We start from the raw sequence: 24,573 nt of genomic DNA on the forward strand, positions 1-24,573 counted from the left end.
CTTTGGGTCTTTTGGTCGCATTTTGCGCCCAGACCATACTCCCCGCCCCCCCCCCGCGCCAGTGCATGAGTGTGGCGCGGCCGCAATTCCCGGGGGGCAGGGGCGCCGCGCCGCGTCTCGGGGCTGGCGCGTGCGGCCCGCGCGCGGGGCCGGGTACTGGTGGCCGGCTAGCGCAGCCCCAGCGCCCAGTCCACCGCCGCATCGAACAACTGGCGGCCCGGCGCGGCGAGGTTGGCGAAGGTATCGTTGCCGAGGAAGAACATCACGCGCCGCGCGGGCGCCAGCGCTTCGTAGTCCATCGTGGCGCCTTTCTCGTAGGCGAAGATGGCGGCCTTGTCGGGCTGGCCGTACAGCGTGGCGATGATGCTGGCGCCCAGGCCGGGCTTGCCCCAGCTCATGGCGGCCTGCCGCTCGTAGACGTTGGCCACGCCGGCGGGCAGCCCGGCCGAGAGCGGATGGGGCGCGTTGACCAGCCACAGGTAGCGTTCCTTGGGCGCTTCGCCGAAATCGGTGTCGTGCCGCTTGCCGGTCATGGCGAGGTCGTCGAGCAGGTCGTTCTCCCAGGTCAGCAGCGGCCGGGGCAGCTCGCGCCAGCCAGCGGCGACGTTCTTGGCGGCGATGGTGGACGACATCACCACGAGGTCGGCGCCGAGCGCGGCGTCGGCGGGCTGGTCCTGCGCCAGCAGGCTGACCGCGTAGCCGCGCGCTTCCAGGTGCGCCTTGATCTTGAGGTCCACCGGCAGGTCCGGGCCGCCGGCCTGGACGACCAGCGCGATCTTCCGGCCGTGTCCCGCCGGCTCGGCGGCGTGCGCGCCGCCGATCATGCTGCAGGCAAGCAGCAGCAGGCCGGCAAGGCGCGCGGCGAACGCGCGGCGGCGCGGGTTTGCGGCAACGCCGTGGCGCGGCGCGCGGCTGGCGCCTCGCTGGAGGTCGTGCGTGTTCATGGGTTTCCTCGTTCCTCAGAATTCCAGCGTGGTCAGCAGGGAAACCTGGCGCGCGTCGCCGATCGCCACGAAGTAGCGGTTGGCGCTGGACGGGTAGTAGGTGCGGTTGAACAGGTTCTTGACGTTGAGCTGGAAGCGCAGCTTCTGCGTGGCGCCGACCTTGGTCTCGTAGGTGGCGAAGGCATCCGCCACCACGTAGGCGGGCAGCGCGAAGCTGTTGGCCGAGTCGCCCGGGCGCCGGCCCACGTAGCGCCCGGCCGCGCCCAGGCGCAGCCGGTCGGCGCCGAAGATCTGGCCGAAGTCGTAGACCGCCGCCAGCGAGCCGGTCTGCTGCGCCACGTTCCACAGCCGCATGCCGGCGTAGAGCGGGTCCTCGGTGGTCTTGGCGTCGATGAACGCATAGCTGCCGATCACGCTCCAGCGGTTGCCGATCTGGCCCGCCACGTCCAGCTCGATGCCGCGCGAGCGCGCCCGGCCGGAGGTGCGCCAGTCGGTCAGCTTGGTGGCGTCGTTGTACTGGGACACCAGCACGTTCTTCTTGTCGATGTTGAAGAACGCGAGGTTGGCGGTCAGCCCGCCGGTGAAGTCCAGCTTGGTGCCGAGCTCCCACGATTTCGCTTCTTCCGGCAGCACCGAGGAGTCGATCACCACGCCCGTGCTCAGCGGCGCGATGGTGGAGGTCGGCTTGAGCGACTGCGTGTAGCTGCCGTACAGCGAGACCGCCTCGGACCACTTGTAGACCAGGCCCGCGCGCGGCAGCCACTTGTTGCCGTCGAGGTCGGTGTTGGTCACGAACGGCCGCCCGCGCCCGGCCACCTGGCTGTACGACAGGAAGCGCACGCCGCCGACCAGGATCCACTTGTCGGTCAGGTGCAGGCTGTCCTGCAGGAACACCGAGGTGTCGTGCAGGGTGTCGGTCTGGTCGCTGTCGCTGGGCGACACGGTGCTCGACGCCGGCTCCAGCCCGTAGACGGGGTTGAGGTAGCTGAACTTCGACGTGGTGGCCTGGCGCAGCAGGTCGGCGCGGTAGATGCGCCGGTATTCGCTGTCCACGCCGACCTGCAGGTCGTTGCGCATGCCGGCCACCTGGAAGCGGCCGTCGAGGTAGCCGATGGCGTAGCTGTCGGTGCTCAGCGCGCCGTGGGTGGCGTCGTTGCTGCGCGTGAGGATGCCGGTGGTGGTGTTGACGCCGGCCACGCGCAGCTGGCCCGCGTCGTAGGTCTCGCGGTTGTAGCTGTAGCCGAAGTGCCCTTTCCAGTCGGCGTTGAACTGGTGGTCCGCCACCAGCTGGACCAGGTGAGACTGGCCGTCCATGCTGTTGACGGGCTCGTCCAGGCGGCGCCGGCTGGGAATCGCCAGCGGCTCGTTGGTGCGCGGGTCGAGCGCGGTGCCGCGGTCGAACGGATAGAGGAACTTGCGGTATTCGTACGACAGCACCACCTGCGTGTCCTTGCCGTACCAGGCCAGCGACGGCGCCACCAGCGTCTCGCGGTGCTCGCCGAAGTTGCGCCAGTACTGCTCGTCCACCTGGTCCACCACGAGGCGGTAGGCCAGGCCGGAAGTGCCGATCGGGCCGGTGGTGTCGAGCGTGCCGCCGGCGCCGTTCTTGCCGTGGCCGTAGGTGGTGCCGAGCACGGAGATGGCGTTGTACTGCTGCAGCATGGGCCGCTTGCTGACGATGTCGATGACGCCGCCGGGGTCCATGATGCCGTACAGCAGCGAGGACGGGCCCTTGAGCACTTCCACGTTGTCGGCCGCCGCGTTGAGCCCGCGGCCCTGGATCAGCGGCATGCCGTTGTGCATCACCGAGCCGTCGCGGTTGCCGCCGAAGCCGCGCTTGAGGATGGTGTCCTGGGTGCCGGCCAGCGTGTTGCCCTGGGTGATGCCGCTGATGTTGCCGAGCGCGTCGTCGAGGTTGCGCGGGCGCTGGTCGCGCAGCACCTGCGCCGGCACGATGTTGACCACCTGCGGGATGTCGAGCAGCGGCGTGTCCGAGCGCGTGACGACCGCGTTGGGCGGCGGGCGGTAGCTTTCCTCGCGCGCGGCGTCGGCCTGCACCACCACGGGCGGCAGCGCCGCCTCGCCCGGCGCCAGCGGCGGCACGGCGGCGGCCGGCTCGACGCGCCGGACCAGCGCGTAGCCGCCGTAGCCCTGCGCCACCGCGGCCAGGCCGGTGCCCTGGAGCAGCGCGCCCAGCGCTTCCGGCACGCCGTATTGCCCGCGCAGCCCCTTGCTTTGCAGGCCGGCGGCGATCTCCGGCGGGAACGACAGCAGGATGCCGGCTTCGCGGCCGAAGCGGTTGAGCGCGCCTTCCAGCGGGCCGGCCGGGATGTCATAGGCCCTGGCCGGCGAAGGCTGCGACGCGGGCGCGTCGGCGGCGGTGGCGGCGCCGGGCGCGAGGGCCGCCACGCCCAGCCCCAGCGCCGCCACAGCATGGCCCAGCGCCGCCACCAGCGGGCGGCGCGCGGTGGGCAGCCGGCGCGGGGCGGGGCCGTGCGGCGTGGCTGGAGAGCCCTCGTTGGCGCGGAGGGCGCGTGCGGCGATGCGGTGATGTTCCATGATCGGTGACTCGGAGGAGGTTCGGAGATGTGGTGCGCTTATCTCTTATGTCCCGCGAGAATCGGAAACAGACCACCTCGGGCGCAAAAAAATCGCAGGCGGCTTTCGTGCGTGCCGGCTGGCCGCGGCCGGCGGCGGACTAGCCGGCCGGCTGCACTGTCACCCAGTAGCGGGTCAGGAAGTGGATCTGCACCGGCAGCGTGGTCCGCAGCGCATCGAGGATGCGGTCGGTATCGGCCAGCGGGAAGGTGCCGGACACCTGCAGCGCGGCGATCGCCGGATCGCAGCGCAGGCGGCCCGGGCGGTGGCGGCTGACTTCGGTGAGGAACCCGTCGAGGCGCATCCGGGTCGCGACCAGCATGTCGTCGACCCAGGCCGCGTCTGTCTCGCTGGCCGCGCCGATGTCGCCGATGGCGGTGCGCGTGAAGCGGGCCTGCTCGCCGGCGCGCAGCGTGCGCGCCAGTCCGTGGCCGTCGCGCGGGCGCACGTCGACCGCGCCTTCGAACACGCCGACCTGGCTTGCGTCCGGCAGGCGCCGCGCGGTGAAGCGCGTGCCGAGCGGCCGCAGCTCGCCCTGCTCGGTTTCCACCACGAAGGGCCGCGGCGCGGCGCCGTCCTTGCCGGTTACGATCATGATCTCGCCGCCGACCAGCCGCACCCGGCGCTCGGCGGCGGTAAAGCGCACGTCGATGGCGCTGTCCGTGTTGAGCGACACCACGGTGCCGTCGGCCAGCATGAGGCTGCGCCGCTCGCCGACCGCGGTGCGCTCGTCGGCCAGCCACTCGCGCCAGGGCGCGCGTTCTTCCGCGGTCCAGGCGATGCCGCCGGCGAACAGCAGCAGGGCCAGCGTCTTGACCGCCTGGCGGCGGCCGGCCGAGCGCGGCGGCAGCAGCGCCGCGCGCGCGACGGCGGCGGCCCCGGGCGAGGCGAACTGCCGCAACTGCGCGTTGACCGCTTCGATGCGCGCCCAGGCGCGGGCGTGGTCCGGGTGCGCCGCGCGCCAGCGTTCCCAGGCCTGCCGCGTGGCCGGCGAGGTGTCCTTTTCCTGCAGCAGGAGCAGCCATTCGACCGCGCGCGCGGCCACTTCGGGCGGGATGCCAGGTACCGTTTCCGCGCTCATGAATGCTTACTCCGGCGCGACGGCGAAATAGCACTGCGTGGCGGCACGCACGAGATAGCGCTTGACCGTGGTGACGGACACGCGCAGCTGCGCGGCGATGTCCGCCTGCTCCATGCCGTCCAGTTGCGACAGCAGGAACGCGCGCTTGACCGCCGTCGGCAGGCCCGACAGCAGGCGGTCGATCTCGAACAGGGTTTCCAGCAGCATGGCGCGCTCCTCGGGCGAGGCCGCCATCGGCTCCGGCATGTGCGCGAGCGCATCGAGGTAGGCGTGCTCGAGCTGCTCGCGCCGGCGGTGGTTGGACAGGACGCGCTGCGCGACGGTGGTGAGAAACGCGCGCGGCTCCTCGATGCCGAGCGTGTCCTCGCGCGCCAGCAGGCGCAGGAAGGTGTCGTGGGCGAGGTCGGCCGCGCGATGCGTGCAGCCGAGCTTGCCGCGCAGCCAACGGCACAGCCAACCGTGATGGTCGGTGTAGAGCGCAAGCAATTCGCGCTGTGGTGCGGATTCCGCGGCCGGCATGGCAGTCCTTCCCGATCATACGGTGCGCAGCACCGGTCATGGCCAAAAAATGAGAACGATTCTCATTATATCAAAGCCGGAGACCGGGCGGTTGCGCGGACGCGTGTGTCGGGGATTGCCGCAACATCGCCGGGGCGCGGCGGCCGCCGCAAGCGAGGCAAGCCAGGCGGGCGGGGCGGGCGATCAGTCGTGAGCCTGTAAATTCACTTCCGCCTGAATAAAGATAATAACCGGCGTATTTTTCAGCGCATCTTTTGACCAGGGTCAATACACGCAAGCTAAATGATAAATCATCCTCCATTAAGGAAAAATTAAGGCCGGACCAGAGTAATCCGATGCCGCTCGGCATTACGGATGTCTTGATCCGGGAAAACGCCTGCTGGCGATAAGAAAAATGACGGAGAAACCTCTCGCGGGATACGCGGGAGCGGCAGGGAATCAACGAAGTTCGGCTTGAACAAAGGGATTGCGGGATGCTGGTAGAGCCGGCAGGACGACGCACAAGTTTCTTTGTTATTAAGAAAATGCATTTGAAGTCGGGCCAGATTGATTCAAGACAAGGGCCGCGAAATTAATCGGTGCGGTACCGGGTGACGCGCCGCCACAACACATTTACCTGAGCGCCTCAGATTTATGTGGGGACCCCCCTGTTCATTCCTGAAAGTCCGCTTCTATAATACGATAAACACGAATCATTCTGATTCGTAAATTTCATACCGAACGATCCATCCATCTCGGCAGCGTCTCGCACGCCACAAGACAATGACTATCAAAGAGGGCCCTGAGCGGCGTCATCGGAGGGGAGGGCGGCGCGGCCTGTTGGCCGCGGTCCTGCTTGGCATGTGGCTGGCGGGCTGCGGTGGAGGCGGCGACGACGGCTCGTCCGGCAACAGCGCCGCCACGGCGCCGGTTGCCGGTTCGCTGTCGGCGATGGCGCAGGTCGGGGAAAAGATCTTCTCCGACACCGCGCTGTCGGCCTCGGGCCGGCAGTCGTGCGCGACGTGCCACGTGGAAAGCCGGGGCTACGCCGCCGACGACGGCCTCGCGGTGCCGCTGGGCGGCCCGGACATGGACCTGCCGGGCCTGCGCAACGCGCCTTCGCTGACCTACATGCAGTTCACGCCGGCCTTCAGCTTCCAGCCCGACGGCACGCCGGTGGGCGGCTTCTTCCGCGACGGGCGCGCGGCGTCGATCGCCGACCAGGCAGAGCAGCCGTTCATCACGCCGTTCGAGATGGCCAACGCCTCGGCGGACGAGGTGCTGGCGCGGCTGCTGACGCGGCCCTACATCAGCGATTTCAAGGCGGTATTCGGCGAGAGCTCGGTGACGGACGCGACCACGGCCCTGCACAACATCGGCCAGGCGCTGGCGCAGTACCAGAAGGAAGATCCGTCGTTCCACCGCTTCTCCAGCAAGTACGACGCCTACCTGAGCGGCACGGCCCAGCTCACGCCGCAGGAGCTCAACGGGCTGGCGCTGTTCAACAACCCGGCCAAGGGCAACTGCACGGCCTGCCACGTGTCCACGCCGACCGCCACCACGCCGGCGCTGTTCACCGACTTCACCTACGACAACGTCGGCATCCCGCGCAACTGGAAGATCGCGGCCAACGTCGACGGCAACACGCTCGGCTACGTGCCGCGGAACGGCGCGGCGCTCGGCGATCCCGGCCACGACTACTACGACCTGGGCCTGTGCGGGCCGCTGCGCGCGGAGTTCGCCGGCCGCACCAGCTTGTGCGGGGCCTTCAAGGTGCCGACGCTGCGCAACATCGCGCTGACCGCGCCGTATTTCCACAACGGCGTGTTCGACACGCTGGAAGAAGCGGTGGCGTGGTACATCACGCGCGACACCGATCCCGCGCGCTGGTACCGCAAGGCCGACGGCACGCCCGACATCCTCTACAACGACCTGCCGGTCGCCTACGCCGGCAACGTCAACGTGTCCGAGGTTCCCTACATTCCCTCGCTGGCGCCGAACCTGAGCGACGGCGAGATCGCCGACCTGGTGCGCTTCCTGTGCACGCTGACCGACGGCTTCGACGCGGCCAATCCGTCCGCCTACCAGCCGCCCGCGCAGTGCCAGTCCACCGCGGCCAGCGTGGCCGCCACGCGCGCCGGCGGCGCGGCCGCGCCCGCTGCCGTCACCAACACCGCCACCGCAGCCACTGTCGCCAAGAACAGGAAATAGCCCGGAACGAGCCAGGAAAAACAGGGAGGAAATGCAATGAAGAGGACCATGATTGCCGCGGCGGCGCTCGCCGTGGCGGGGACACCTGCGCTTGCCGCGCCGCCGAGCGCCAGTCCGGCGGTGGTGCAGCAGCTGGAGAAGAAGATCGACGACATGGCCGGCCAGCTCGATGCGCTCAAGGCCGAGCTCAGGGCCATGAAGGAGCAGAACACCGCGATGGCCACGCAGCAGCAGGCGCAGGCCCGCCAGCAGGCCGACCAGACCGCGCAGGTCGCGCAGCTGCAGGCGTCGCAGGAAACCCTGCAGCAGGCGGCGGCCAAGCCTTCGCCGCTGGACAACCTGAGCCTGTTCGGCTACGGCGAGATCGGCTATTCGCGGCCCAGCCGCAACACCAACGACACGCGCGCCGACCTCGGGCGCGCGGTGTTCGGCTTCGGCTACCGCTTCGACGACAAGACGCGCTTCGCCTCCGAGTTCGAGGTGGAGCACGCCATCGCCTCGTCGTCCGATGCCGGCGAGTTCGAGGTGGAGCAGTTCTACGTCGACCACATGTTCACCGACAAGGTGGGCGTGACCGCCGGCGTGTTCCTGATGCCGGTCGGCCTCATCAACGAGCACCACGAGCCCACCGCCTACTACGGCGTCTACCGCAACTTCATCGAGACCCTGATCATTCCCAGCACGTGGCGCGAGGGCGGCTTCGCGCTGCACGGCAACACCGACATCGGGCTGGACTGGAACGTGGGCCTGACCACCGGCCTGGACCTGTCCAAGTGGAACTTCACGCCCGAGACGCCGCTGTACGGCTCGGCGCTGGAGCTGCAGAACAACGGCTCGGCGCCGTTCCAGGCCACCCACCAGGAAATGTCGCTGGCCAACGCCAAGAACGCCTCGCAATACCTGTCGCTGAACTACCGCGGCGTGCCGGGGCTGCTGCTGGGCGGCTCGGTCTTCACCGGCAACGCCAATCCGGCCGCGGGCGCGGGCAGCCAGCGCTCGACCCTGTGGGAAACCCACGCGCGCTGGACGCCGGGCAAGTGGGACCTGTCGGCGCTCTACGCGCAGGGCTACATCAGCAACACCGCCAAGGTCAACGCGCAGTTCCCGGGCACCGCCAACCCGATGCCGGCCTCGTTCTACGGCTGGTACCTGCAGGCCGCCTACAGCGTGTGGCAGCATGGCAGCTATCGCGCGGTGCCGTTCGCGCGCTTCGAGCGGTACAACATGGGCGCGCGCTACGAGGGCCTGGCGCCGGGCTTCTCGGCGGTGCCGTCGCAGCCGGTCACGGCCAGCGGCGCGGTGTTCCCCAAGCCTTACGATACGGTCTGGACGGCGGGCCTGAACTTCTACCTGAACCCGAACGTCGTGTTCAAGGTCGATTACCAGCGCTTCCGCGTCAACCGCGACTTCAGCCGCTTCGACCTCGGGCTGGGGATCTATTTCTAGTGTCATGACATGCGGCCGCGGCGCGCCGCGGCCGGAGGAAGCTTCAATGCACTACCGCTCTGTTCCCAGCGTCTTGATCTGTGCCGCGGCGGCGGCGTCCGCCGGGCTCGTCACGACCCGCGCCTATGCCGCCGACTACATGAGCGTGGCCGAAAGCCAGAAACTGATGTTCGCCGACGCGACCGAGTTCGCGCCGGTCGTGGTGGCGCTCAATCCGGAGCAGCTCCGGCAGCTCGCGGAGCGCGCCGGCGGGCCGCCGCGCCCGGGCGCGTGGCGCATCTGGCAGGCGCGCCAGGGCGCCAGCGTGCTCGGCTACGTGGTGGCCGACGCGGTGATCGGCAAGTTCGAGCTGATCAACTACGCGGTGGCCCTGAGCCCGGCCGGCGAGATCCGCGACGTGGAGATCCTGGCCTACCGCGAGAGCCACGGCTACGAAGTCCGCAACAAGCCGTGGCGCAGCCAGTTCACCGGCAAGTCCGCGCAGGCGAAGCTGCGCGTCGGCGAGGACATCGACAACATCAGCGGCGCCACGCTGTCGTGCACGCACATCACCGACGGCATCCGGCGCATCGCCGTGATGGCGCAGATGGCGCTGGCGAAAGGCTGACCGCGCCGTGAGCCTTGCCACGCAGACCGCACAGGCCACGCCGGCCGCGCCGTGCCGCCGCGCGCGCCCGCTGCTGGGCACGCTGGTGGAGATACGGGCGAGCGGCCCCGCCGCGGCGCAGGCGGTGCGCGCGGGCTTCGCCGAGGTCGGCAGGATCCACGGCCTGATGAACCGCCATGCCGCCGGCAGCGACATCGGCCGCTTCAACCGGGCGGCGCCGGGCGAGATGCTCGCGGTGGATGCGCACACGCTGGCCGTGCTCGCCGCCGCGGCCCGCCTGCAGGCCGAGAGCGAGGGGGCCTTCGACTGCGTGTTCGACTGCGCGCTCGATGGCGCGTCCGTCGGCGCGCATGGCCCGGCCTGGGCGATCGAGGGCGCCATGCTGCGCAAGCTGCGGCCGGCGCGCCTCGATCTCGGCGGCATCGCCAAGGGCTACGCGGTGGATTGCGCGGTCCGCGCCATGCTCGGCTTCGACATCGACGACGTGCTGGTCAACGCGGGCGGCGACATGCGCCATGCCGGCCGCGCGCCGGCCGCCGTGGCCTTGCGCGAGCCGGGCGCGCCGGCGCGCGTGGCGTTGCGCTGGCACCTGGACAACGCGGCGCTGGCCGGCTCCAGCGCGGGCGGCCTCGGCCTGTCCGCGGCGCCGCGCATCGCAGACCGGCGCGCGCCGTCGGTGCTGCCGGCGGGCGCCGGCGCCAGCGTGCTGGCGCCTTCGTGCATGCTTGCCGACGCCCTGACCAAGGTGGTATTGGTGTGCGGCGCGCCCGATCATCCGCTGCTGGCACGCTACGGCGCCCGCGCGCTGCTCTATCGCGACGGCCGCGGCGGCAACCCCGGCAACTAGCCTATCCAACCCGATCTCGCCCGATGTACCAGCCCCATGTTCCCGCCCGCCGGCGCCGCGCCGCGCGCCTCGGCCCGCACCGGCGCCTGGCCCTGTACGCCACGTTCGCGCTGCTGCTGCTCACCGGCCTGGCGTGGCTGCTGGCGCGCTGGCTCGAACTCGAGCCCGAGACCTTGGCGCCGTGGCAGGCGTGGAGCATGAAGCTGCACGGCGCGGCGGCGATGTACGCCACCTTCCTGCTCGGCATCGTCTGGTCGGCGCATATCCGCATGTGCTGGATCCAGCGGCAGAACCGCCTCGCCGGCGGGCTGTTCGCGGCGGTGGTCGGCCTGCTGGTGGCGACCGGCTTCGGCCTGTACTACTTCAATGGCGAGGCGCTGCGCGGCGCGACCGAATGGCTGCACTGGGGCGGCGGCCTCGCCGTCGGCGCGCTGTTCTGGCTGCACCTGGCGCGAGGGCGCCGGCAGGCCGCCGGCCACGACTGAGGCGGGCGGCTACGCCTGCTCCACGCACGCCGCGCATCTGCCGACCAGCGCGCTGCGCACCAGCGCCGGGCGCAATCCGCGCGCTGCCAGGCGGGCTTCCTGCATCGCCAGCAGCGTGGCGTCGAAGACCTCCTCGAAGCGGCCGCAGGCGGTGCAGAAGAAATGCTCGTGGACCGGCTGGTCCGCCAGTTCGTAGTAGTGGGACAGGGTATGGTCGCCGCCGGGCACCGAGACGCGCCAGAGCAGCCCGCATTCGGTGAGCTCGTAGAGCGCCGCGCGGAACGTGGAGAGCGCCATCCGGTAGGGCGATGCCATCATCAGCCGGCACAGGCCGTCCGCGGTCACGTGGCGGGACGGCGCCTCGCCGAGCACCAGCAGCACCGCGACCCTGCCCGGCGACACCGCGACGCCGCGCGCGGCGAGCGCCTGCGCGGCCTGGCGGCCGGGCTCTCCCCACACGGCTTCGGGCGTGCCGTCCTTCGCGCCGGGGTGCGCGGCGGCGGGCCGGGGAGCGAAGCGGCGATCGGTTCTGGTGGACATCGGCAACCGCGCGGCGCGCTACAGGAAGCGCGCCGCGAAGGGTGGCACGGACGACGGCGCGGCCCCGGCGGCGCGGACGATGGCGCCGCACCGGGCTGGTCGGGAAGGCATGGCAAGGCGGAGGCGGGATGCACCAGTCATGAAGCTCGGACTCACGGAGGATGGCCGGCGGGACCGGCCGGTAGGCAGCGTCCGACAGGCCGGCGAGGGCCGCGAACGGAGTCAGAGCAGGCTAATGTGGATCATGCGCAAGCTCAATGCGCGCAGCGGCCGGGAGCGAAAAGGCGGGACATATGCCCCGCCCGTCCGGGCCCTTTGCCGCGCCGCCACGGGCATCGCGGGCGGCGCGGCAGGCCTGCGGGACAAATGTCCCGTGCCGCCGGAAGCGGCCATCCGCGCGGCTGCGGCGGCGGTCCGCGCCCGCGCGGCGGGCTGGCGGGCCGGCTTTTCCCACTAACGAGAATCAGTTACATTTAAAGCCCAGTCGGACCTCGCACGGATGGTGCCGAGGAGCTTGTCCCAGGAATCTCACTACATGTCACCCAGGCTTTTGCTGTTGCTCGCTTTCTTCCCCGCTTATCAGATATGGGATCTGAGCCAGATCTACCGCAACGTCGGCGTGCACTACCACCTGCTGGCGGAGACGGCCGCGACCATCGCGTTCGTGGCGATCCTGCTGGTCTTCATCCGCGAGCGGCAGCGGGTGGCGCGCGATTTCGCCGAGCTGCGCAACGCGGTGCGGGCCGGCGAGCGCGCCATGATGGAGCGCGACGCCGCCGCCCGGCAGAGCACGCGGCATTTCCTCGATCACATGCAGGAGCAGTTCGACGCCTGGAAGCTGACCCCGGCCGAGAAGGACGTGGCCCTGCTGCTGGTCAAGGGGCTTTCGCTGGAAGAGATCGCCGCGCTGCGCGAGAGCCGCGCCAAGACGGTGCGCCAGCATGCCGCCAACGTCTACGCCAAGGCGCGGCTCGAAGGGCGCCACCAGCTTGCCGCGTACTTCCTCGAGGACCTGATGGCGCCCACGCCCGCCTCCGGGAACTGAGCGCGCCGCGCGGCGCGTCAGCCGCGCGCGTCCTCCGCGGCGATCTCCTGCAGGTCCAGGTCGCGCTCGAGCACTTCCAGCACGTGGTCGTGGATCTGGCCCAGGCGATGCAGGCGCAGCAGTTCCGCGCGCCCCGCGGCGATGGCGGCCAGCACCACGCGGTAGTGCTCGGCGGCCACGCCGGCGCGCGAGGCCGTGTCGGCGCTGTAGCGCGCGGTGATGTCGGCGCGGTAGCGGTATTGCTCCAGCAGGCGCGGGTGGATCAGCGCGCCGCCGGCGTCGTAGGCCAGCGCTTCCACCGCCTTGAACTGGGCGGCCTCCAGGTGCGCCCACGCCTGCGACTCGGTGAGGTGGGCCGGGTTGGCTTCCTCGGCGTCGCCCAGGCGCAGCGCGCGGATCAGCAGGCCGAGCGTGGAGCCTTGCAGCAGCACCGTCACCAGGATCACCGCGAAGGCCGCCGCCAGGATCAGGTCGCGGCCCGGGATCGATTCCGGCACCGACAAGGCGATCGCCAGCGTCACCACGCCGCGCATGCCGGCCCAGGACAGCACGGCCGAGCCGGCCGCCGAATGCGGCCGCGCGGCGCGCCCGGCCAGCCGCGCGCAGGCGGCGCGCAGCCAGCCGGTGGCGAAGATCCACACGAAGCGCGACACCACCACCGCGGCGACCACCGCCGCCACCGGCAGCGCCAGCGTGTCGAACGCATGCGCCGCGCCGCCCAGGCGCGCCAGCACGCCGCGCAGCGACAGTCCCATCAGGATGAACACCAGCGCCTCCAGCAGGAACACCATCACCTGCCAGAACGCCGTGCCCTTGGCGCGGATGCGCGCGGACAGCACCTCGTGCTGGCGCCAGCCCATGATCAGGCCGCAGGTCACGGTGGAGATCACGCCGGACACGTGCATCGATTCGCCGACCGTGTAGCTCAGCCACGGCGACAGCAGCGAGGCGGCGATCACGAGGTGGTCCACCCCCAGCGTGCGCTGCAGCGTGACCATCACCGCGCCGATGAAGCCGCCCACCACCACGCCGCCCAGCCCGAGCACGGCGAACGAGGCCGAGGCCTGCCACAGGCTGAAGGCGCCGGTCAGCGCCGCGGCGATGGCGAAGCGGAACAGCACCAGCCCGGCGGCGTCGTTGAGCAGGCTCTCGCCTTCGAGCAGCGCCATCAGCTGGCGCGGCAGGCTCACGCGCTCCAGCACGGCCTTGGCCGCCACCGCGTCGGGCGGCGACACCACCGCGCCGAGCGCGAAGCAGGCCGCCCACGGCAGCGCCGGCAGCAGCCAGTGCGTGACCACGCCCACCGCCAGCGTGGTGAAGGCCACCGCGCCGATGGCCAGCCACAGGATGCCGCCCAGGTTGCGCCTGAAGTCTTCCCACACCGTGAAGTAGGCGCCGTCGAGCAGCAGCGGGGGCAGGAAGATGATGAGGATGAGCTCGGGGTCGAACTCCAGCTGCGGCACGCCCGGCAGGAAGGCGATCGCCATGCCGCCGGCCAGCAGCGCCGCCGCAGGCGGCAGGTGCAGGCGCCGGGCCAGCAGCTCCAGCCCGATGATGACGCCGACCAGTACCAGGATGAACTCGAACGCCGATGCCGTGGACACGATGGGGGTTCCTCGCAAGGTGGCTGCGCCAGCCTGCAATACTACAGGCGCCGGCCCGCGCGATGCAGGCCGCGCCGGCAGGAACCGCCCTCCGCCCGCCGGCTCAGTCCTCGGCGACGAAGCCGGTGGCCTCCACGATCGGCTTCCACGCGGCGCGCTCGACCTGGATGCGGTGGCGCGCGTCCTGCCCCGGCTTCGGCGCGACCTCCAGCCCCAGCGCTTCGAGCTTGGCGGCGGTGGCGGCGTTGCCCGAGGCGGCGATGAACATCTTCTCCACCCTGGCCACCACGTCCGGCGGCGTGCCGGCCGGCAGGAAGGCGCCGTACCAGCTGGTGGCGTACTCGTACTGGCCGAAGCCCTGCTCCTTGAGCGTGGGCACCTCGGGCAGCGCCTTGGCGCGGTGCGTGCCGCTCACGCCCAGGAACTGGAGCTTGCCGGCCTTGTACAGCGTCATCATGCTGGCCACCGCGTCCCAGCCGATCGAGACGTTGCCGCTGATCACGTCCACCAGCATCGGCGAGGCGCCGCGGTAGGCCGCCGGCGTGATGGCGACGCCGGCCGCCTTGCCCAGCGCCACGGTGCCGAGGTGGCCGGCGCTGCCGATGGTGGCCAGGCCCAGGCTGGCGCCGGCCGGATTGCGGCGCGCCCACTCCACGTATTCCTTCATGTTCTTGTACGGCTGCTGCGCGCCGGCGGCCACCACGGTCGGCACGTCGGTCAGCACGGCGGCGGGCACGAGGTCCTTGTCGGCGTCGTAGCCGAGCTTCCTGTACGTGAGCGGGAAGATGGTGAACAGCGGCGACGGCCCGATGAAGACGGTCTTGCCGTCGGGCTTCGCGCGCTTGACGTAGTCCAGCGCCAGCCGCGCCGAGGCGCCCGGGCGGTTTTCCACGATCACCGTGCCTTGCCCGTTCTGGCGCAGCTGCTCGGCATAGAGGCGCGCCAGGCTGTCGGCCGCGCCGCCGGGCGCGTAGCCGACGACGATGCGCATCGGCTCGCCGCCGTCCGCGGCGTGCGCCGGCCGGGGCAGGGCGAGCACGGCGGCGGCGCAGGCCGGCAGCGCCAGGAGGTGGAGCGTGAGTTTGCGGCGGGAGGCTTGGATCATGGCGCGGGCGGGGTCAGGTCGTTCGGGGGGGAAGTCGTCAGGCTTGCGGCCACCGGCCCAGCAGGCCGTGCGCGGACTCGAACAGCGCGGCGGCGCGCAGCAGCGCCGCGTCGCCGCGGAACTGCCCGACCAGCTGGAAGCCGACCGGCAGGCCGTCGGCGGCAAAGCCGCTGTTCAGGCTGATGGCGGGGTGGCCGGTCATGTTGAACGGCATGGTCCACGGGAACCAGTGCGCGCGCACGTTCTCGTAGTGCTGGCCGTCGATGTCGATGGTGCCGAACAGGTCCTGCCCGAGCGGCAGCGCGGTGCGCGTGAGCGTGGGCATGGCGAGGAAATCCGCGCGCGCGAGCAGCGCCTGCACGCGCTGGAACAGCGCCGAGCGGTCGAACATGGCCTGCTGGTATTCGACGCCGCTGACCTGCGCGGCCGAGGCCACCTGCCGCAGGAAGGTGGCGCTGAGCTGCTCGCCGTGCTCGGCGGCGATGGCGGCGAAGCGCGCGCGCCAGACCGTGTGGTTGATCGCGCGCCAGATCGGCTCCACGTCGAAGCCTTCGCCGGAGAACGGCTCGAGCTCCGCGCCCAGGCCGGCCAGCCGCGCCAGGCTGGCCTCGAACGCGCGCGCCACCCCGGCCGCCACGGGACGCCCCGGCGGCGCCAGGCAATGGAGGATGCGCTTGCCGCGCAGGTCGCCGCGCGCCTGCGCCGCCTCGACGTAATCGGGTTTGGGCACGCCGATGGACCACGGGTCGCACGCGTGCTCGCCGGCCATGACCTGCATCATCAGGCCGGTGTCGGCCACCGTGCGCGTGGTCGGCGTGACGTAGGTCTGGTTGCCGAACAGGTCCTGCGCCTGGCTGTGCGGGATCACGCCGTTGCTCTGCTTGATGCCGACCACGCCGTTGCACGCGGCCGGGATGCGCGTGGAGCCGCCGCCGTCGGTGGCCACCGCCAGCGGGGCGATGCCGCTGGCCACCGCCACCGCCGCGCCGCCGCTGGAGCCGCCGCTGGTGCGCGCGGCGCTCCAGGCGTTGCGCGTGCGGCCGAACAGCGGCGAGTCGGTCAGGCACTTGGAGCCGAACTCGGGCGTGGTGGTCTTGCCGATCAGGATGGCGCCCTGCGCGCGCAGGCGCGCCACGGCGACGGCGTCGGTGCCGGGGATGTTGTCGCGGTAGGGCGCCGCGCCGAAGGTGGTGCGCACGCCCTGCGTGTTGACCAGATCCTTGGCGGTAAACGGGATGCCGTGCAGCAGTCCGAGCGGCTTGCCGTCCATGACGGCCTGCTCGGCCGCGCGGGCCGCGTCCAGGGCCTGCTCGGCGCACAGCGTGATGAAGCAGTTCAGCTCGGGCTGCAGGCGCGCGGCGCGCTCCAGCACCGCCCGCATGAGTGCCACCGGCGAGACCTCCCGGCGCGCGATGCGGCCCTGGAGTTCGGTGGCGGACAGGAAGCAAAGCGCATCGCTCATATCGCTCATTGGCGAGCTTCTCCAGAAAACGTCTCGGAGCGGATCGGAGGCGCCGCCACGGCGCGGCCGCGCTAGGGCGCCCGCACCATTGGTTTCTGGATCCAGAATCCATTCTTTGCGGCTATAGTAGACGTGTGTCATGCGCTTGTAAACTGCGCCGACAAAATCCGCACTTCCACTGCGCCGCGGCGCTCAGAGAGGCAAATGGCAGAAACGTTCGAATGGCAGGGGCGCTTGCGCCTGGTGGAAGAGGTGGCGCAGGTGCTGCGCCAGCGCATCTACCGCGGCGTCTATCCGCCGGGCAAGGCGCTGCGCCAGGTGGAGATCTCCGAGGACCTGAAGATCAGCCGCACGCCGCTGCGCGAGGCGCTGCGCATGCTGGAGCGCGAAGGGCTGGTCAGCGCCGAGACCGCGCGCGGCGTCACCGTGGTCAGCGCGGACTTCCGGCAGCTGATGGACGCCTACGCCCTGCGCGAAGTCATCGACGGCCTCGCGGCGCGGCTGGCCGCCGAGCGCGCCGGCAAGCTGGCGGGCCCGCCGCTGCGCGCCGTCATCGGCGCCCAGCGCGGCAGCCTGGCGCCGTGGCAGCCCGAGGCATACACGGTGGCCAACGTGGAATTCCACACCACCATCATCGGCCTGGCGTCGAACGAATACCTGGCGCGGCAGGTGCCGATCGTCCACATGACCTCGCAGGTGTTCGCGCCGCGCACCGTGTTCCCGCGCGACCGCGCGCTGGCGGCCATCGACGAGCACGAGCAGATCGTGGCGGCCATCGAGAGCGCCGACGGCGACCGGGCGGAGCAGGTGGCGCGGCAGCACATCCGCAGTTCGATGGCGCGCCTCAGGGTGATGGCGCAGGCCGGCGCGGACGTGGCGCAGGCCTGAAGGGAAAAGCCGGTTTCGGGCGTCCGGCGTCAGGACTGCCGGCGCTTCAGCGACGGCGCGGCATCCTGGCGCAGGGCTGGGTGATGCCGGCTCACGCTGCGCGCGCCGAGCAGCAGCGCGAGCAGAAAGACCAGGAGATACGCGGCAAACGTGATGACTTCCATGCTCGACCCTTTGTTGTCGGTTCTGTCCTTGCGTCGAGCGTGAAGTATGCGCAAAGGCGCGGGCGGGGCGCTACCACACGGTGGTAGGGGGCCGCCGCCGCGCCTCGCGCCTGGCGTCAGGTCGCCTCGCGCTTGACCGCGCCGGTGGCGAAGAAGCTCTGCAGGTTCTCGAACACCAGGTCGGCCATCGCCTGGCGGGTCTCGTTGGTGGCGCTGGCGATATGCGGCAGCAGCACCACGTTGTCCAGCGCGAACAGCGCGGGTGGCACCTGCGGCTCGTGCTCGAACACGTCGAGCCCGGCGCCGGCGATGCGCTTGTGCGCCAGCGCGTCCACCAGCGCGGCCTCGTCCACCACCGTGCCGCGCGCGATGTTGATCAGGAAGCCGCGCGGCCCGAGCGCCTCGAGCACGCTGGCCGAGACCAGGTGGCGGGTTTCCGGCCCGCCGGCGGTGGCGATGACGAGGAAGTCGGCCCACTCGGCCAGCGCCGCCAGCGACGGCTCGTGGCGGTAGGTCAGGTCGGCCACCGGGCGGCGGCTGTGGTAGCGCACGTCCATGTCGAAGCCCAGCCCGCGCCGCGCGATCACGCGGCCGATGCGGCCCATGCCGATGATGCCCATGCGCTTGCCGCTCACGCGCGTGCTCAGCGGGAACGCGCCGCTGGGCCATTCGCCGCGGCGCACGAAGCGGTCGGCCGCGCTGAAGCCGCGCGCCACGTCCATCAGCAGGCCGAACGCGGTGTCGGCCACGCAGTCGTTGAGCACGTCGGGCGTGTAGCCCACGGCGATGCCGCGCGCGCGCGCGGCGTCGAGGTCGATCTTGTCCAGGCCCACGCCGAAGCTGGAGATGACCTTGAGCGCCGGCATGGCGTCCATCATGGCGGCGTCCACGCCGTTGGCGGCGCGCGTGGTCAGCGCCACGAACTCGCCGCCGCGCGCGGCCAGGAAGGCGGCGGGGTCGGTCTCGGCCCACAGCGGGTGGACGTCGTAGTGCTCGGCCAGGCTGGCTTCGAGCGCGGCCGGCAGGCGGCCGTGCTGGAGAAGGCGGTGTTTCATGAGAAGAGGTCCCTTGTGGTCGGTCGGGTTGGGGTGGGCGGAGCCGCGGTGGCTCCGTCTTGTGTCTTGGCGGCAGTGCTCTGCCTGGTCCCGGCCTAGCGGCCGTTCTTCTCGCGCCAGGCGGCGAAATCCAGCCGGCTCTGTTCCTGCGTCGGCGGATAGAGGCCGATGATGGAGCGGCCCTTGTTGACTTCCTCGGTGACGAAATCCTCGAACGCGGTCATCTCCACCGCCTCGGCGGCGATCTCCTCGGCCAGGTGGCGCGGGATCACGACCACGCCCTCGCCATCGCCGACCATCACGTCGCCGGGGAACACGGCCACGTCGCCGCAGCCGATCGGGCCGTTGATCTCGATGGCCTGGTGCAGCGTCAGGTTGGTCGGCGCGGACGGGCGCTGGTGGTAGGCGGGGATGGCGAGTCGCGCGATCTCGGGCGCGTCGCGCAGGCCGCCGTCCGTCACCACGCCGGCCACGCCGCGGCGCATCAGGCGCGTGACCAGGATCGAGCCGGCCGAGGCCGCGCGCGCGTCCTTGCGGCTGTCGATCACCAGCACCGCGCCCGGCGGGCATTGCTCCACGGCCTGGCGCTGCGGATGGTCGGGGTCCTGGAACACCGTGATCGGGTTGAGGTCTTCGCGCGCGGGGATGTAGCGCAGCGTGAAGGCCTCGCCGACCATGTTGCCGTGCGCCGGGTTGAGCGGATGCACGTCCTGGAGGAACTGGTTGCGCAGGCCGCGCTTGAACAGCGCGGTGCACAGCGTGGCGGTGCTGACGGTCTTGAGCTGGTCGCGCGTGCGCGGGCTGAGCTGGCTGGTTTCGGTCATGGCGGTCATCAGTAGATGCTGGGCTCGCCGCTGGGCGCGCCGAAATCGGTTTGCAGGAAGTCGAAGTCGCAGCCGTCGTTGGCCTGGCGGATGTGCTTGGAGAACATCCAGCCGTAACCGCGCCCGAAGCGCGGCGGCGGCGCCGTCCAGGCCGCGCGGCGGCGCGCCAGTTCCTCGTCGGAGACTTCGAGGTGGATGCTGCGGCGGTCGATGTCCACCGAGATCAGGTCGCCGGTGCGCACCAGCGCGAGCGGGCCGCCGATATACGATTCCGGCGACACGTGCAGGATGCAGGCGCCGTAGCTGGTGCCGCTCATGCGCGCGTCCGACATGCGCAGCATATCGCGCACGCCCTGCTTGACCAGCTTCTTGGGGATCGGCAGCATGCCCCACTCGGGCATGCCGGGGCCGCCCTGCGGGCCGGCGTTGCGCAGGATCAGGATGTGGTCGGCGGTGACGTCGAGGCTCTCGTCCTCCACCGCGGCCTTCATCGACGGATAGTCGTCGAACACCAGCGCCGGGCCGGTGTGCTTGAAGAAGCGGCGCTCGCAGGCGCTCGGCTTGATCACGCAGCCGTCCGGCGCGATGTTGCCCTTGAGCACGGCCAGCGCGCCTTCCTGGTAGAGCGCGTTGTCCGGGGTGCGGATCACGTCGTCGTTGTAGACCTCGGCGCCGGCGATGTTCTCGCCCAGCGTGCGCCCGGTGACGGTGAGCGCGTCGAGCTGGAGCTTGTCGCGGATGCGGTTCATCAGCGCGGGCAGGCCGCCGGCGTAGAAGAAATCCTCCATCAGGTACTTGTCGCCGCTGGGCCGGATGTTGGCGATCACCGGCACGCGGCGGCTGGCCGCGTCGAAGTCTTCCAGGCCGATCTCGCAGCCGGCGCGGCGCGCCATCGCGATCACGTGGATGATGGCGTTGGTGGAGCAGCCCATCGCCATCGCCACGGCGATGGCGTTCTCGAACGCGGCGCGCGTCTGGATGCGCGCCGGGGTCAGGTCCTCCCACACCATGTCGACGATGCGCCGGCCCGACTCCGAGCACATGCGGATATGGTTGGCGTCGGCGGCGGGAATCGACGAGGCGCCCGGCAGCGTCATGCCGATGGTCTCCGCGATCGCCGTCATGGTGCTGGCCGTGCCCATCGTCATGCAGGTGCCGTGGCTGCGCGCGATGCCGCCCTCGATGCCGGTCCACTCGGCCTGGCTGATGTTGCCGGCGCGGCGCTCGTCCCAGTACTTCCACGCATCCGAGCCCGAACCCAGCACGTTGCCCTTGTAGTTGCCGCGCAGCATCGGCCCGGCCGGCACGTAGATGGCCGGCACGCCGGCGCTGGAGGCGCCCATCAGCAGGCCCGGCGTGGTCTTGTCGCAGCCGCCCATCAGCACGGCGCCGTCGACCGGGTGGGAGCGGATCAGCTCCTCGGCCTCCATCGCCAGCATGTTCCGGTACAGCATGGTGGTCGGCTTGACCGCGCTCTCGGACAGCGAGATGGCGGGCAGCTCGATCGGGAAGCCGCCGGCCTGCAGCACGCCGCGCTTGACGTCGTCCACGCGCTGCTTGAAGTGCGAGTGGCACGGATTGATGTCGGACCACGTGTTGATGATGGCGATGACCGGGCGGTCCAGCCATTCCTCGGGCGCGTAGCCCATCTGCATGATGCGCGAGCGGTGGCCGGAGGAGCGCAGGTCGTCGGGCGCGAACCAGCGCGCGCTGCGCAATGTCTCGGGCGTCTTCTTTCGGGACGTCATTGTCTCTTCCTGGGATGTTCGTCGTGGGCCTCCGCCGGCAGCAGAGGTATGACATCTGATAGGATGGCGGCCAATTAGAGCACTAATATATTAGTGTGTCAAACCAAGGGCGTTTGCTCTAGAATGCGGGGCAGCGGGCCTCGCCGCGGCTGCGCCACGCGCAGCCAAGCGTAAGTGCACCACAGCGCGTGGCGCTGCGCCCCCGCCTTTTGCCAAACCTGATATTCCGGATACGCATACCACCGCGTGCCCCCCGACAAAGACCGCCGCCGCCCGATGGAAGCCACCGCCGCGCACATCCAGTTCCAGTTCGACCGCACGCGCCATGCCGCGCCGCAGGTGTTCGAGCACATGCGCGAGCAGATCATCTCGATGGCGCTCACGCCCGGCACGGTGCTCTCGCGCACCGACCTGGCCGCGCGGTACGGCATCAGCCAGACGCCGGTGCGCGACGCGCTGATGCGCCTGAGCGAGGAAGGGCTGGTCGACATCTTCCCGCAGCACGCCACCGTGGTCAGTCCGATCAGCATCGCGCTGGCCCGGCAGGCGCATTTCCTGCGCCGCTCGGTCGAGGTGGAGATCGTGCGCACGCTGGCCGGGGCGCCGGACGCCGCGCTGGCCGAGCGCCTGCGCCAGATGGTGGCGCGCCAGCAGGCGCTGCTGCCCGCCCCGGACTTCGCCGAATTCGCCCAGCTCGACCTGGCCTTCCACCGCCAGATGTACGACGCCGCGCAGGTGCCCGACCTGTGGCTGCTGGTGCGCCGCCAGAGCGGCCACCTGGACCGCCTGCGGCGCCTGCACCTGCCGATTCCCGGCAAGGCCGGCGCCGTGGTGGCGGACCATGCCGCCATCGTCGATGCCATCGCGCGCGGCGACGTGGACGAGGCGCAGGCCAGCCTGCGGCGGCATCTGTCGGGTACGCTTGCTAATCTTGAGGAGATACGGGGGAGGTATGGGGATTATTTGGAGTAGGGGGAGTTTTGGGATTTGAAGTGTCAAAGTCAAAGGCTTTAACTTCAAAGTCAAATTCAAATTAAAATTCAAAAGCTTAAAGTCAACGGCTTTCGCGCCCCCGGCGCGACTTACTTTCTTTTATCCGAAAAGAAAGTAAGCCAAGAAAGCGGACTGCCTTGCCGGCAGGGGCAGAGCCGAACAGAGTTGCCGAGGTTGGTGGTTTCGTGGTGGGGGTGGTGGTTCTGCTGGGATTCTGCCGGTACCGATTCTGGTGGCCACGCTCTCTTGGGTGGTGTTGGATTCGTGGTGGCGCTGCATGGTGGCGTAGGCCCAGGCCCTTCAAGCTGCTGCCGCGACCGGGGCGGATGCACACGGCATGGGGACGGTACTGGTTTCGTGGTGGGCACGGTGGCCCCAATGCAAGAGTACCCACTGACACCTGCGCCCCGGTCCACCACGCCCACCACGAAACCATGAGGGTGCTATGTCGGGGTGGCCAAAACCGGTAACGGCAGATGCCCGAACCAGCAGTGCGCCTGCCATCATAGGTCTGACCCCGCAACCCATACCGCCAGCCAGATCGTGGCCAGCCGAACCGGTAACGGCAGCAGGCCAGCAGAACCGCAGGCCCCACCACGAAACCAGAAACACAAGAAACCCCAACGTTTCTGCCCCTGCCGGCCAGGCAGCCCGCTTTCTTTGCCTACTTTCTTTTCGGGGAAAAGAAAGTAGGTCGCTCCGGGGGAGCGAAAGCCTTTGACTTTGACTTTGACTTTGACTTTGACTTTGACTTTGAAGTTGATGTTGACTTTGAAGTTGACTTTGAAGCCGAAGTTAAGCCTTTAACTTTAAAACCCCGAATCAAAAGCTACCCAAAAAATCCCGAAATCCCACCGTGCGCGCCAGCACAATAGCCTGCAGCCAGTTCTCCAGCGCAAGCCTGGCAAAAACACTCGTAATGTGATTCCTCACGGTCTTTTCGCGCAACCCCAGGTACGCGGCGACCTGCCGCGTTGTCGCGGCCTTGCGCGATCAGCCCCATGATGTCGCGCTCGCGCGGCGTGAGCACGGCATGCAGCACCAACGTGGGGCGCGCCCGCCCGGGGTTGGGCCACCGCGTGCCGCCTGTAGATTGGCAAAGGAACGGCGCGCGGCGGACCGCGCCGCCGCCGGGCCTTGCCGCGCTCAGTCGAGCGTGATGTGCGAGTCGTTGATGACCTTGCGCCATTTGGCGGTTTCGCTGCGCATCTTGTTGGCCAGCACCTCGGGCGGGCCGCCGGCCATCTCGAAGCCCATGCCGACCAGCTTGGCCTTGACCTCTTCGTCCTTGAGGGCGTGGTCGAAGGCGTGGTTCAGCTTGGCGATGATGGGCGCGGGCGTGCCGGCCGGCGCCAGGAAGCCGTACCAGCCCACCAGCTCGTAGCCGGGCGCGCCGGACTCGGCCACCGTGGGCAGGTTCGGCAACTGGGGCAGGCGGTTTGCCGTGGTCACGGCGAGCGCGCGCAGCTTGCCTTCCTTCACCAGCGGATAGGCTTCCGGCAGGATGGCGAACATCACCGTGGTCTGTCCGCCCACGAGGTCGGTCAGCGCCGGCACGCCGCCCTTGTACGGCACGTGCGACAGCGTCGGCAGGCCCACGGTCTTCTTGTACAGCTCGCCGCCCAGGTGCGCCGGCGTGCCGTTGCCGGAAGAGGCATAGGCAACCTGCGACGCATTGCTCTTGAGGTACGCCGGCAGCTCCTTCATCGTCTTGACCGGCACCGAGTTGCCGACCACCACCAGGCTCGGCAGCAGCGTGGCGAGGATGATCGGGGAGAAGTCCTTGTCGGGCGAGTAGGGCAGGGTCTTGTACAGGCTCGGGTTCACCGCGAGCGCCGTGGAGGTGCCGAGGAACAGCGTGTAGCCGTCGGCCGGCGACTTGGCGACGTAGCTCGCGCCGATGTTGCCGCTGGCGCCGGGGCGGTTCTCGACCACCACGGTCTGGCCGATCTGCTCGCCGACCTTCTGGCCCAGCACGCGGGCCAGCAGGTCGGTGGAGCCGCCGGCCGGATAGGGGACGATGATTCTCACCGGCTGCTTGCCGGGATAGTCGGAGGGCGCCTCCGCCGCGGCAGCGGCGTTCGCGAAACAACCTGCGGATGCCAGCGCCAGTAGCACGGGGGCAATCTTTCCAAACATGACTCTCTCTCCATGATGCGATCCGGGCCGTTCATCAGGACCGGAGTGGGGTTGGGAACTGGAAAGAAGTGCTGGAGCATAGTGAGACAACCTGCCCGCAAAGGCGGACGGTCGTTCTCTTTTTCTGGAACATCATCTGTGTGCAAGCACCGTGCCGGCTGCCTGGGAAAGGGCGTCCGGCACAGGCATTGCCTCATCAGTCAGGTCGATTCTAGGGAGTTTGACTAATGAGCACTACTGAAAACTTACGATGAACTAATCACGACCAGCGATAAGTCGGGCACCCTGC

Annotated in this window: 23 protein-coding genes; 9 read left to right on the plus strand and 14 right to left on the minus strand. The window is 69.9% G+C overall.

Going from position 1 to position 24,573, the window contains the following annotated elements; genetic code table 11:
* Positions 1-167: 167 nt before the first annotated feature.
* The 4 genes from AC3WXD_RS00300 to AC3WXD_RS00315 form a co-directional block, all read right to left on the minus strand.
* The gene (locus AC3WXD_RS00300; protein WP_492322746.1) at positions 168-944 is read right to left on the minus strand and encodes a hypothetical protein; all 777 of its coding nucleotides are present in this window, start codon (positions 942-944) and stop codon (positions 168-170) included.
* Between the two features lie 15 nt (positions 945-959).
* Positions 960-3,503: a TonB-dependent siderophore receptor gene (locus AC3WXD_RS00305; RefSeq protein WP_492322747.1), complete on the minus strand. Its 2,544-nt coding sequence runs from the start codon at positions 3,501-3,503 to the stop codon at positions 960-962.
* Between the two features lie 139 nt (positions 3,504-3,642).
* Entirely contained in the window at positions 3,643-4,623 is a 981-nt protein-coding gene (locus AC3WXD_RS00310; RefSeq protein ID WP_492322748.1) for a FecR domain-containing protein, read from the minus strand.
* 6 nt (positions 4,624-4,629) lie between these two features.
* Positions 4,630-5,142 (minus strand): sigma-70 family RNA polymerase sigma factor, encoded by a 513-nt coding sequence (locus AC3WXD_RS00315; protein ID WP_020205328.1) that lies wholly within the window; start codon positions 5,140-5,142, stop codon positions 4,630-4,632.
* 819 nt (positions 5,143-5,961) lie between these two features.
* Between AC3WXD_RS00315 and AC3WXD_RS00320 the strand changes: the two genes are divergently transcribed.
* Genes AC3WXD_RS00320 through AC3WXD_RS00340 form a run of 5 tightly spaced genes read left to right on the plus strand, consistent with a single transcriptional unit; the run spans position 5,962 to position 10,717 of the window.
* Positions 5,962-7,332, plus strand: a complete 1,371-nt coding sequence (locus AC3WXD_RS00320; RefSeq protein WP_492322749.1) for a cytochrome-c peroxidase — start codon at positions 5,962-5,964, stop codon at positions 7,330-7,332.
* 36 nt (positions 7,333-7,368) lie between these two features.
* Positions 7,369-8,778 (plus strand): porin, encoded by a 1,410-nt coding sequence (locus AC3WXD_RS00325; RefSeq protein WP_492322750.1) that lies wholly within the window; start codon positions 7,369-7,371, stop codon positions 8,776-8,778.
* Positions 8,779-8,824: 46 nt separating this feature from the next.
* Positions 8,825-9,385, plus strand: coding sequence for an FMN-binding protein (locus AC3WXD_RS00330; RefSeq protein WP_029044107.1), 561 nt, complete (start codon positions 8,825-8,827; stop codon positions 9,383-9,385).
* Between the two features lie 7 nt (positions 9,386-9,392).
* On the plus strand, positions 9,393-10,232 hold the full coding sequence (locus AC3WXD_RS00335) for an FAD:protein FMN transferase (RefSeq protein ID WP_492322751.1): 840 nt from the start codon (positions 9,393-9,395) through the stop codon (positions 10,230-10,232).
* Positions 10,233-10,255: 23 nt separating this feature from the next.
* Entirely contained in the window at positions 10,256-10,717 is a 462-nt protein-coding gene (locus AC3WXD_RS00340; RefSeq protein WP_059415295.1) for a hypothetical protein, read from the plus strand.
* Between the two features lie 9 nt (positions 10,718-10,726).
* On the opposite strand, the gene AC3WXD_RS00345 is transcribed toward AC3WXD_RS00340, so the two are convergent.
* Positions 10,727-11,257 (minus strand): Fur family transcriptional regulator, encoded by a 531-nt coding sequence (locus AC3WXD_RS00345; RefSeq protein ID WP_492322752.1) that lies wholly within the window; start codon positions 11,255-11,257, stop codon positions 10,727-10,729.
* A 244-nt stretch (positions 11,258-11,501) separates the two neighbouring features.
* Between AC3WXD_RS00345 and AC3WXD_RS00350 the strand changes: the two genes are divergently transcribed.
* Both AC3WXD_RS00350 and AC3WXD_RS00355 read left to right on the plus strand, forming a co-directional pair.
* Positions 11,502-11,714, plus strand: a complete 213-nt coding sequence (locus AC3WXD_RS00350; protein ID WP_492322753.1) for a hypothetical protein — start codon at positions 11,502-11,504, stop codon at positions 11,712-11,714.
* A 78-nt stretch (positions 11,715-11,792) separates the two neighbouring features.
* The gene (locus AC3WXD_RS00355) at positions 11,793-12,302 is read left to right on the plus strand and encodes a helix-turn-helix transcriptional regulator (RefSeq protein ID WP_043367104.1); all 510 of its coding nucleotides are present in this window, start codon (positions 11,793-11,795) and stop codon (positions 12,300-12,302) included.
* A 17-nt stretch (positions 12,303-12,319) separates the two neighbouring features.
* On the opposite strand, the gene AC3WXD_RS00360 is transcribed toward AC3WXD_RS00355, so the two are convergent.
* The 3 genes from AC3WXD_RS00360 to AC3WXD_RS00370 form a co-directional block, all read right to left on the minus strand.
* Positions 12,320-13,906, minus strand: a complete 1,587-nt coding sequence (locus AC3WXD_RS00360; protein WP_492322754.1) for a Na+/H+ antiporter — start codon at positions 13,904-13,906, stop codon at positions 12,320-12,322.
* A 103-nt stretch (positions 13,907-14,009) separates the two neighbouring features.
* Positions 14,010-15,011: a tripartite tricarboxylate transporter substrate-binding protein gene (locus AC3WXD_RS00365; RefSeq protein WP_492322755.1), complete on the minus strand. Its 1,002-nt coding sequence runs from the start codon at positions 15,009-15,011 to the stop codon at positions 14,010-14,012.
* Between the two features lie 37 nt (positions 15,012-15,048).
* The gene (locus AC3WXD_RS00370; protein ID WP_492323344.1) at positions 15,049-16,473 is read right to left on the minus strand and encodes an amidase; all 1,425 of its coding nucleotides are present in this window, start codon (positions 16,471-16,473) and stop codon (positions 15,049-15,051) included.
* Between the two features lie 204 nt (positions 16,474-16,677).
* Between AC3WXD_RS00370 and AC3WXD_RS00375 the strand changes: the two genes are divergently transcribed.
* Entirely contained in the window at positions 16,678-17,361 is a 684-nt protein-coding gene (locus tag AC3WXD_RS00375) for a GntR family transcriptional regulator (protein ID WP_020205317.1), read from the plus strand.
* A 29-nt stretch (positions 17,362-17,390) separates the two neighbouring features.
* On the opposite strand, the gene AC3WXD_RS00380 is transcribed toward AC3WXD_RS00375, so the two are convergent.
* From AC3WXD_RS00380 to araD, 4 genes are all read right to left on the minus strand, one after another.
* A complete protein-coding gene (locus AC3WXD_RS00380) occupies positions 17,391-17,525 on the minus strand; it encodes a hypothetical protein (protein WP_020205316.1) in 135 nt (44 codons plus the stop codon).
* 116 nt (positions 17,526-17,641) lie between these two features.
* Positions 17,642-18,580: a 2-hydroxyacid dehydrogenase gene (locus AC3WXD_RS00385; protein WP_059415307.1), complete on the minus strand. Its 939-nt coding sequence runs from the start codon at positions 18,578-18,580 to the stop codon at positions 17,642-17,644.
* A gap of 95 nt (positions 18,581-18,675) precedes the next feature.
* Positions 18,676-19,413, minus strand: coding sequence for a ribonuclease activity regulator RraA (locus tag AC3WXD_RS00390; protein ID WP_454732960.1), 738 nt, complete (start codon positions 19,411-19,413; stop codon positions 18,676-18,678).
* Positions 19,413-21,152, minus strand: a complete 1,740-nt coding sequence (araD, locus tag AC3WXD_RS00395; protein WP_020205313.1) for an L-arabinonate dehydratase — start codon at positions 21,150-21,152, stop codon at positions 19,413-19,415. Before araD ends, AC3WXD_RS00390 begins: the two co-directional genes overlap by 1 nt.
* A 276-nt stretch (positions 21,153-21,428) precedes the next feature.
* On the opposite strand from araD, the gene AC3WXD_RS00400 reads away from it, so the two are divergent.
* Positions 21,429-22,124, plus strand: a complete 696-nt coding sequence (locus tag AC3WXD_RS00400; protein ID WP_020205312.1) for a GntR family transcriptional regulator — start codon at positions 21,429-21,431, stop codon at positions 22,122-22,124.
* A gap of 843 nt (positions 22,125-22,967) precedes the next feature.
* Here AC3WXD_RS00400 and AC3WXD_RS00405 read toward each other — a convergent pair.
* Positions 22,968-23,078, minus strand: a complete 111-nt coding sequence (locus AC3WXD_RS00405; RefSeq protein WP_492322756.1) for a hypothetical protein — start codon at positions 23,076-23,078, stop codon at positions 22,968-22,970.
* A 213-nt stretch (positions 23,079-23,291) separates the two neighbouring features.
* Positions 23,292-24,284, minus strand: coding sequence for a Bug family tripartite tricarboxylate transporter substrate binding protein (locus AC3WXD_RS00410; protein ID WP_492322757.1), 993 nt, complete (start codon positions 24,282-24,284; stop codon positions 23,292-23,294).
* Positions 24,285-24,573 lie beyond the last annotated feature (289 nt).

The sequence above is a fragment of the Cupriavidus sp. FW216-B1 genome (genome assembly GCF_058789195.1).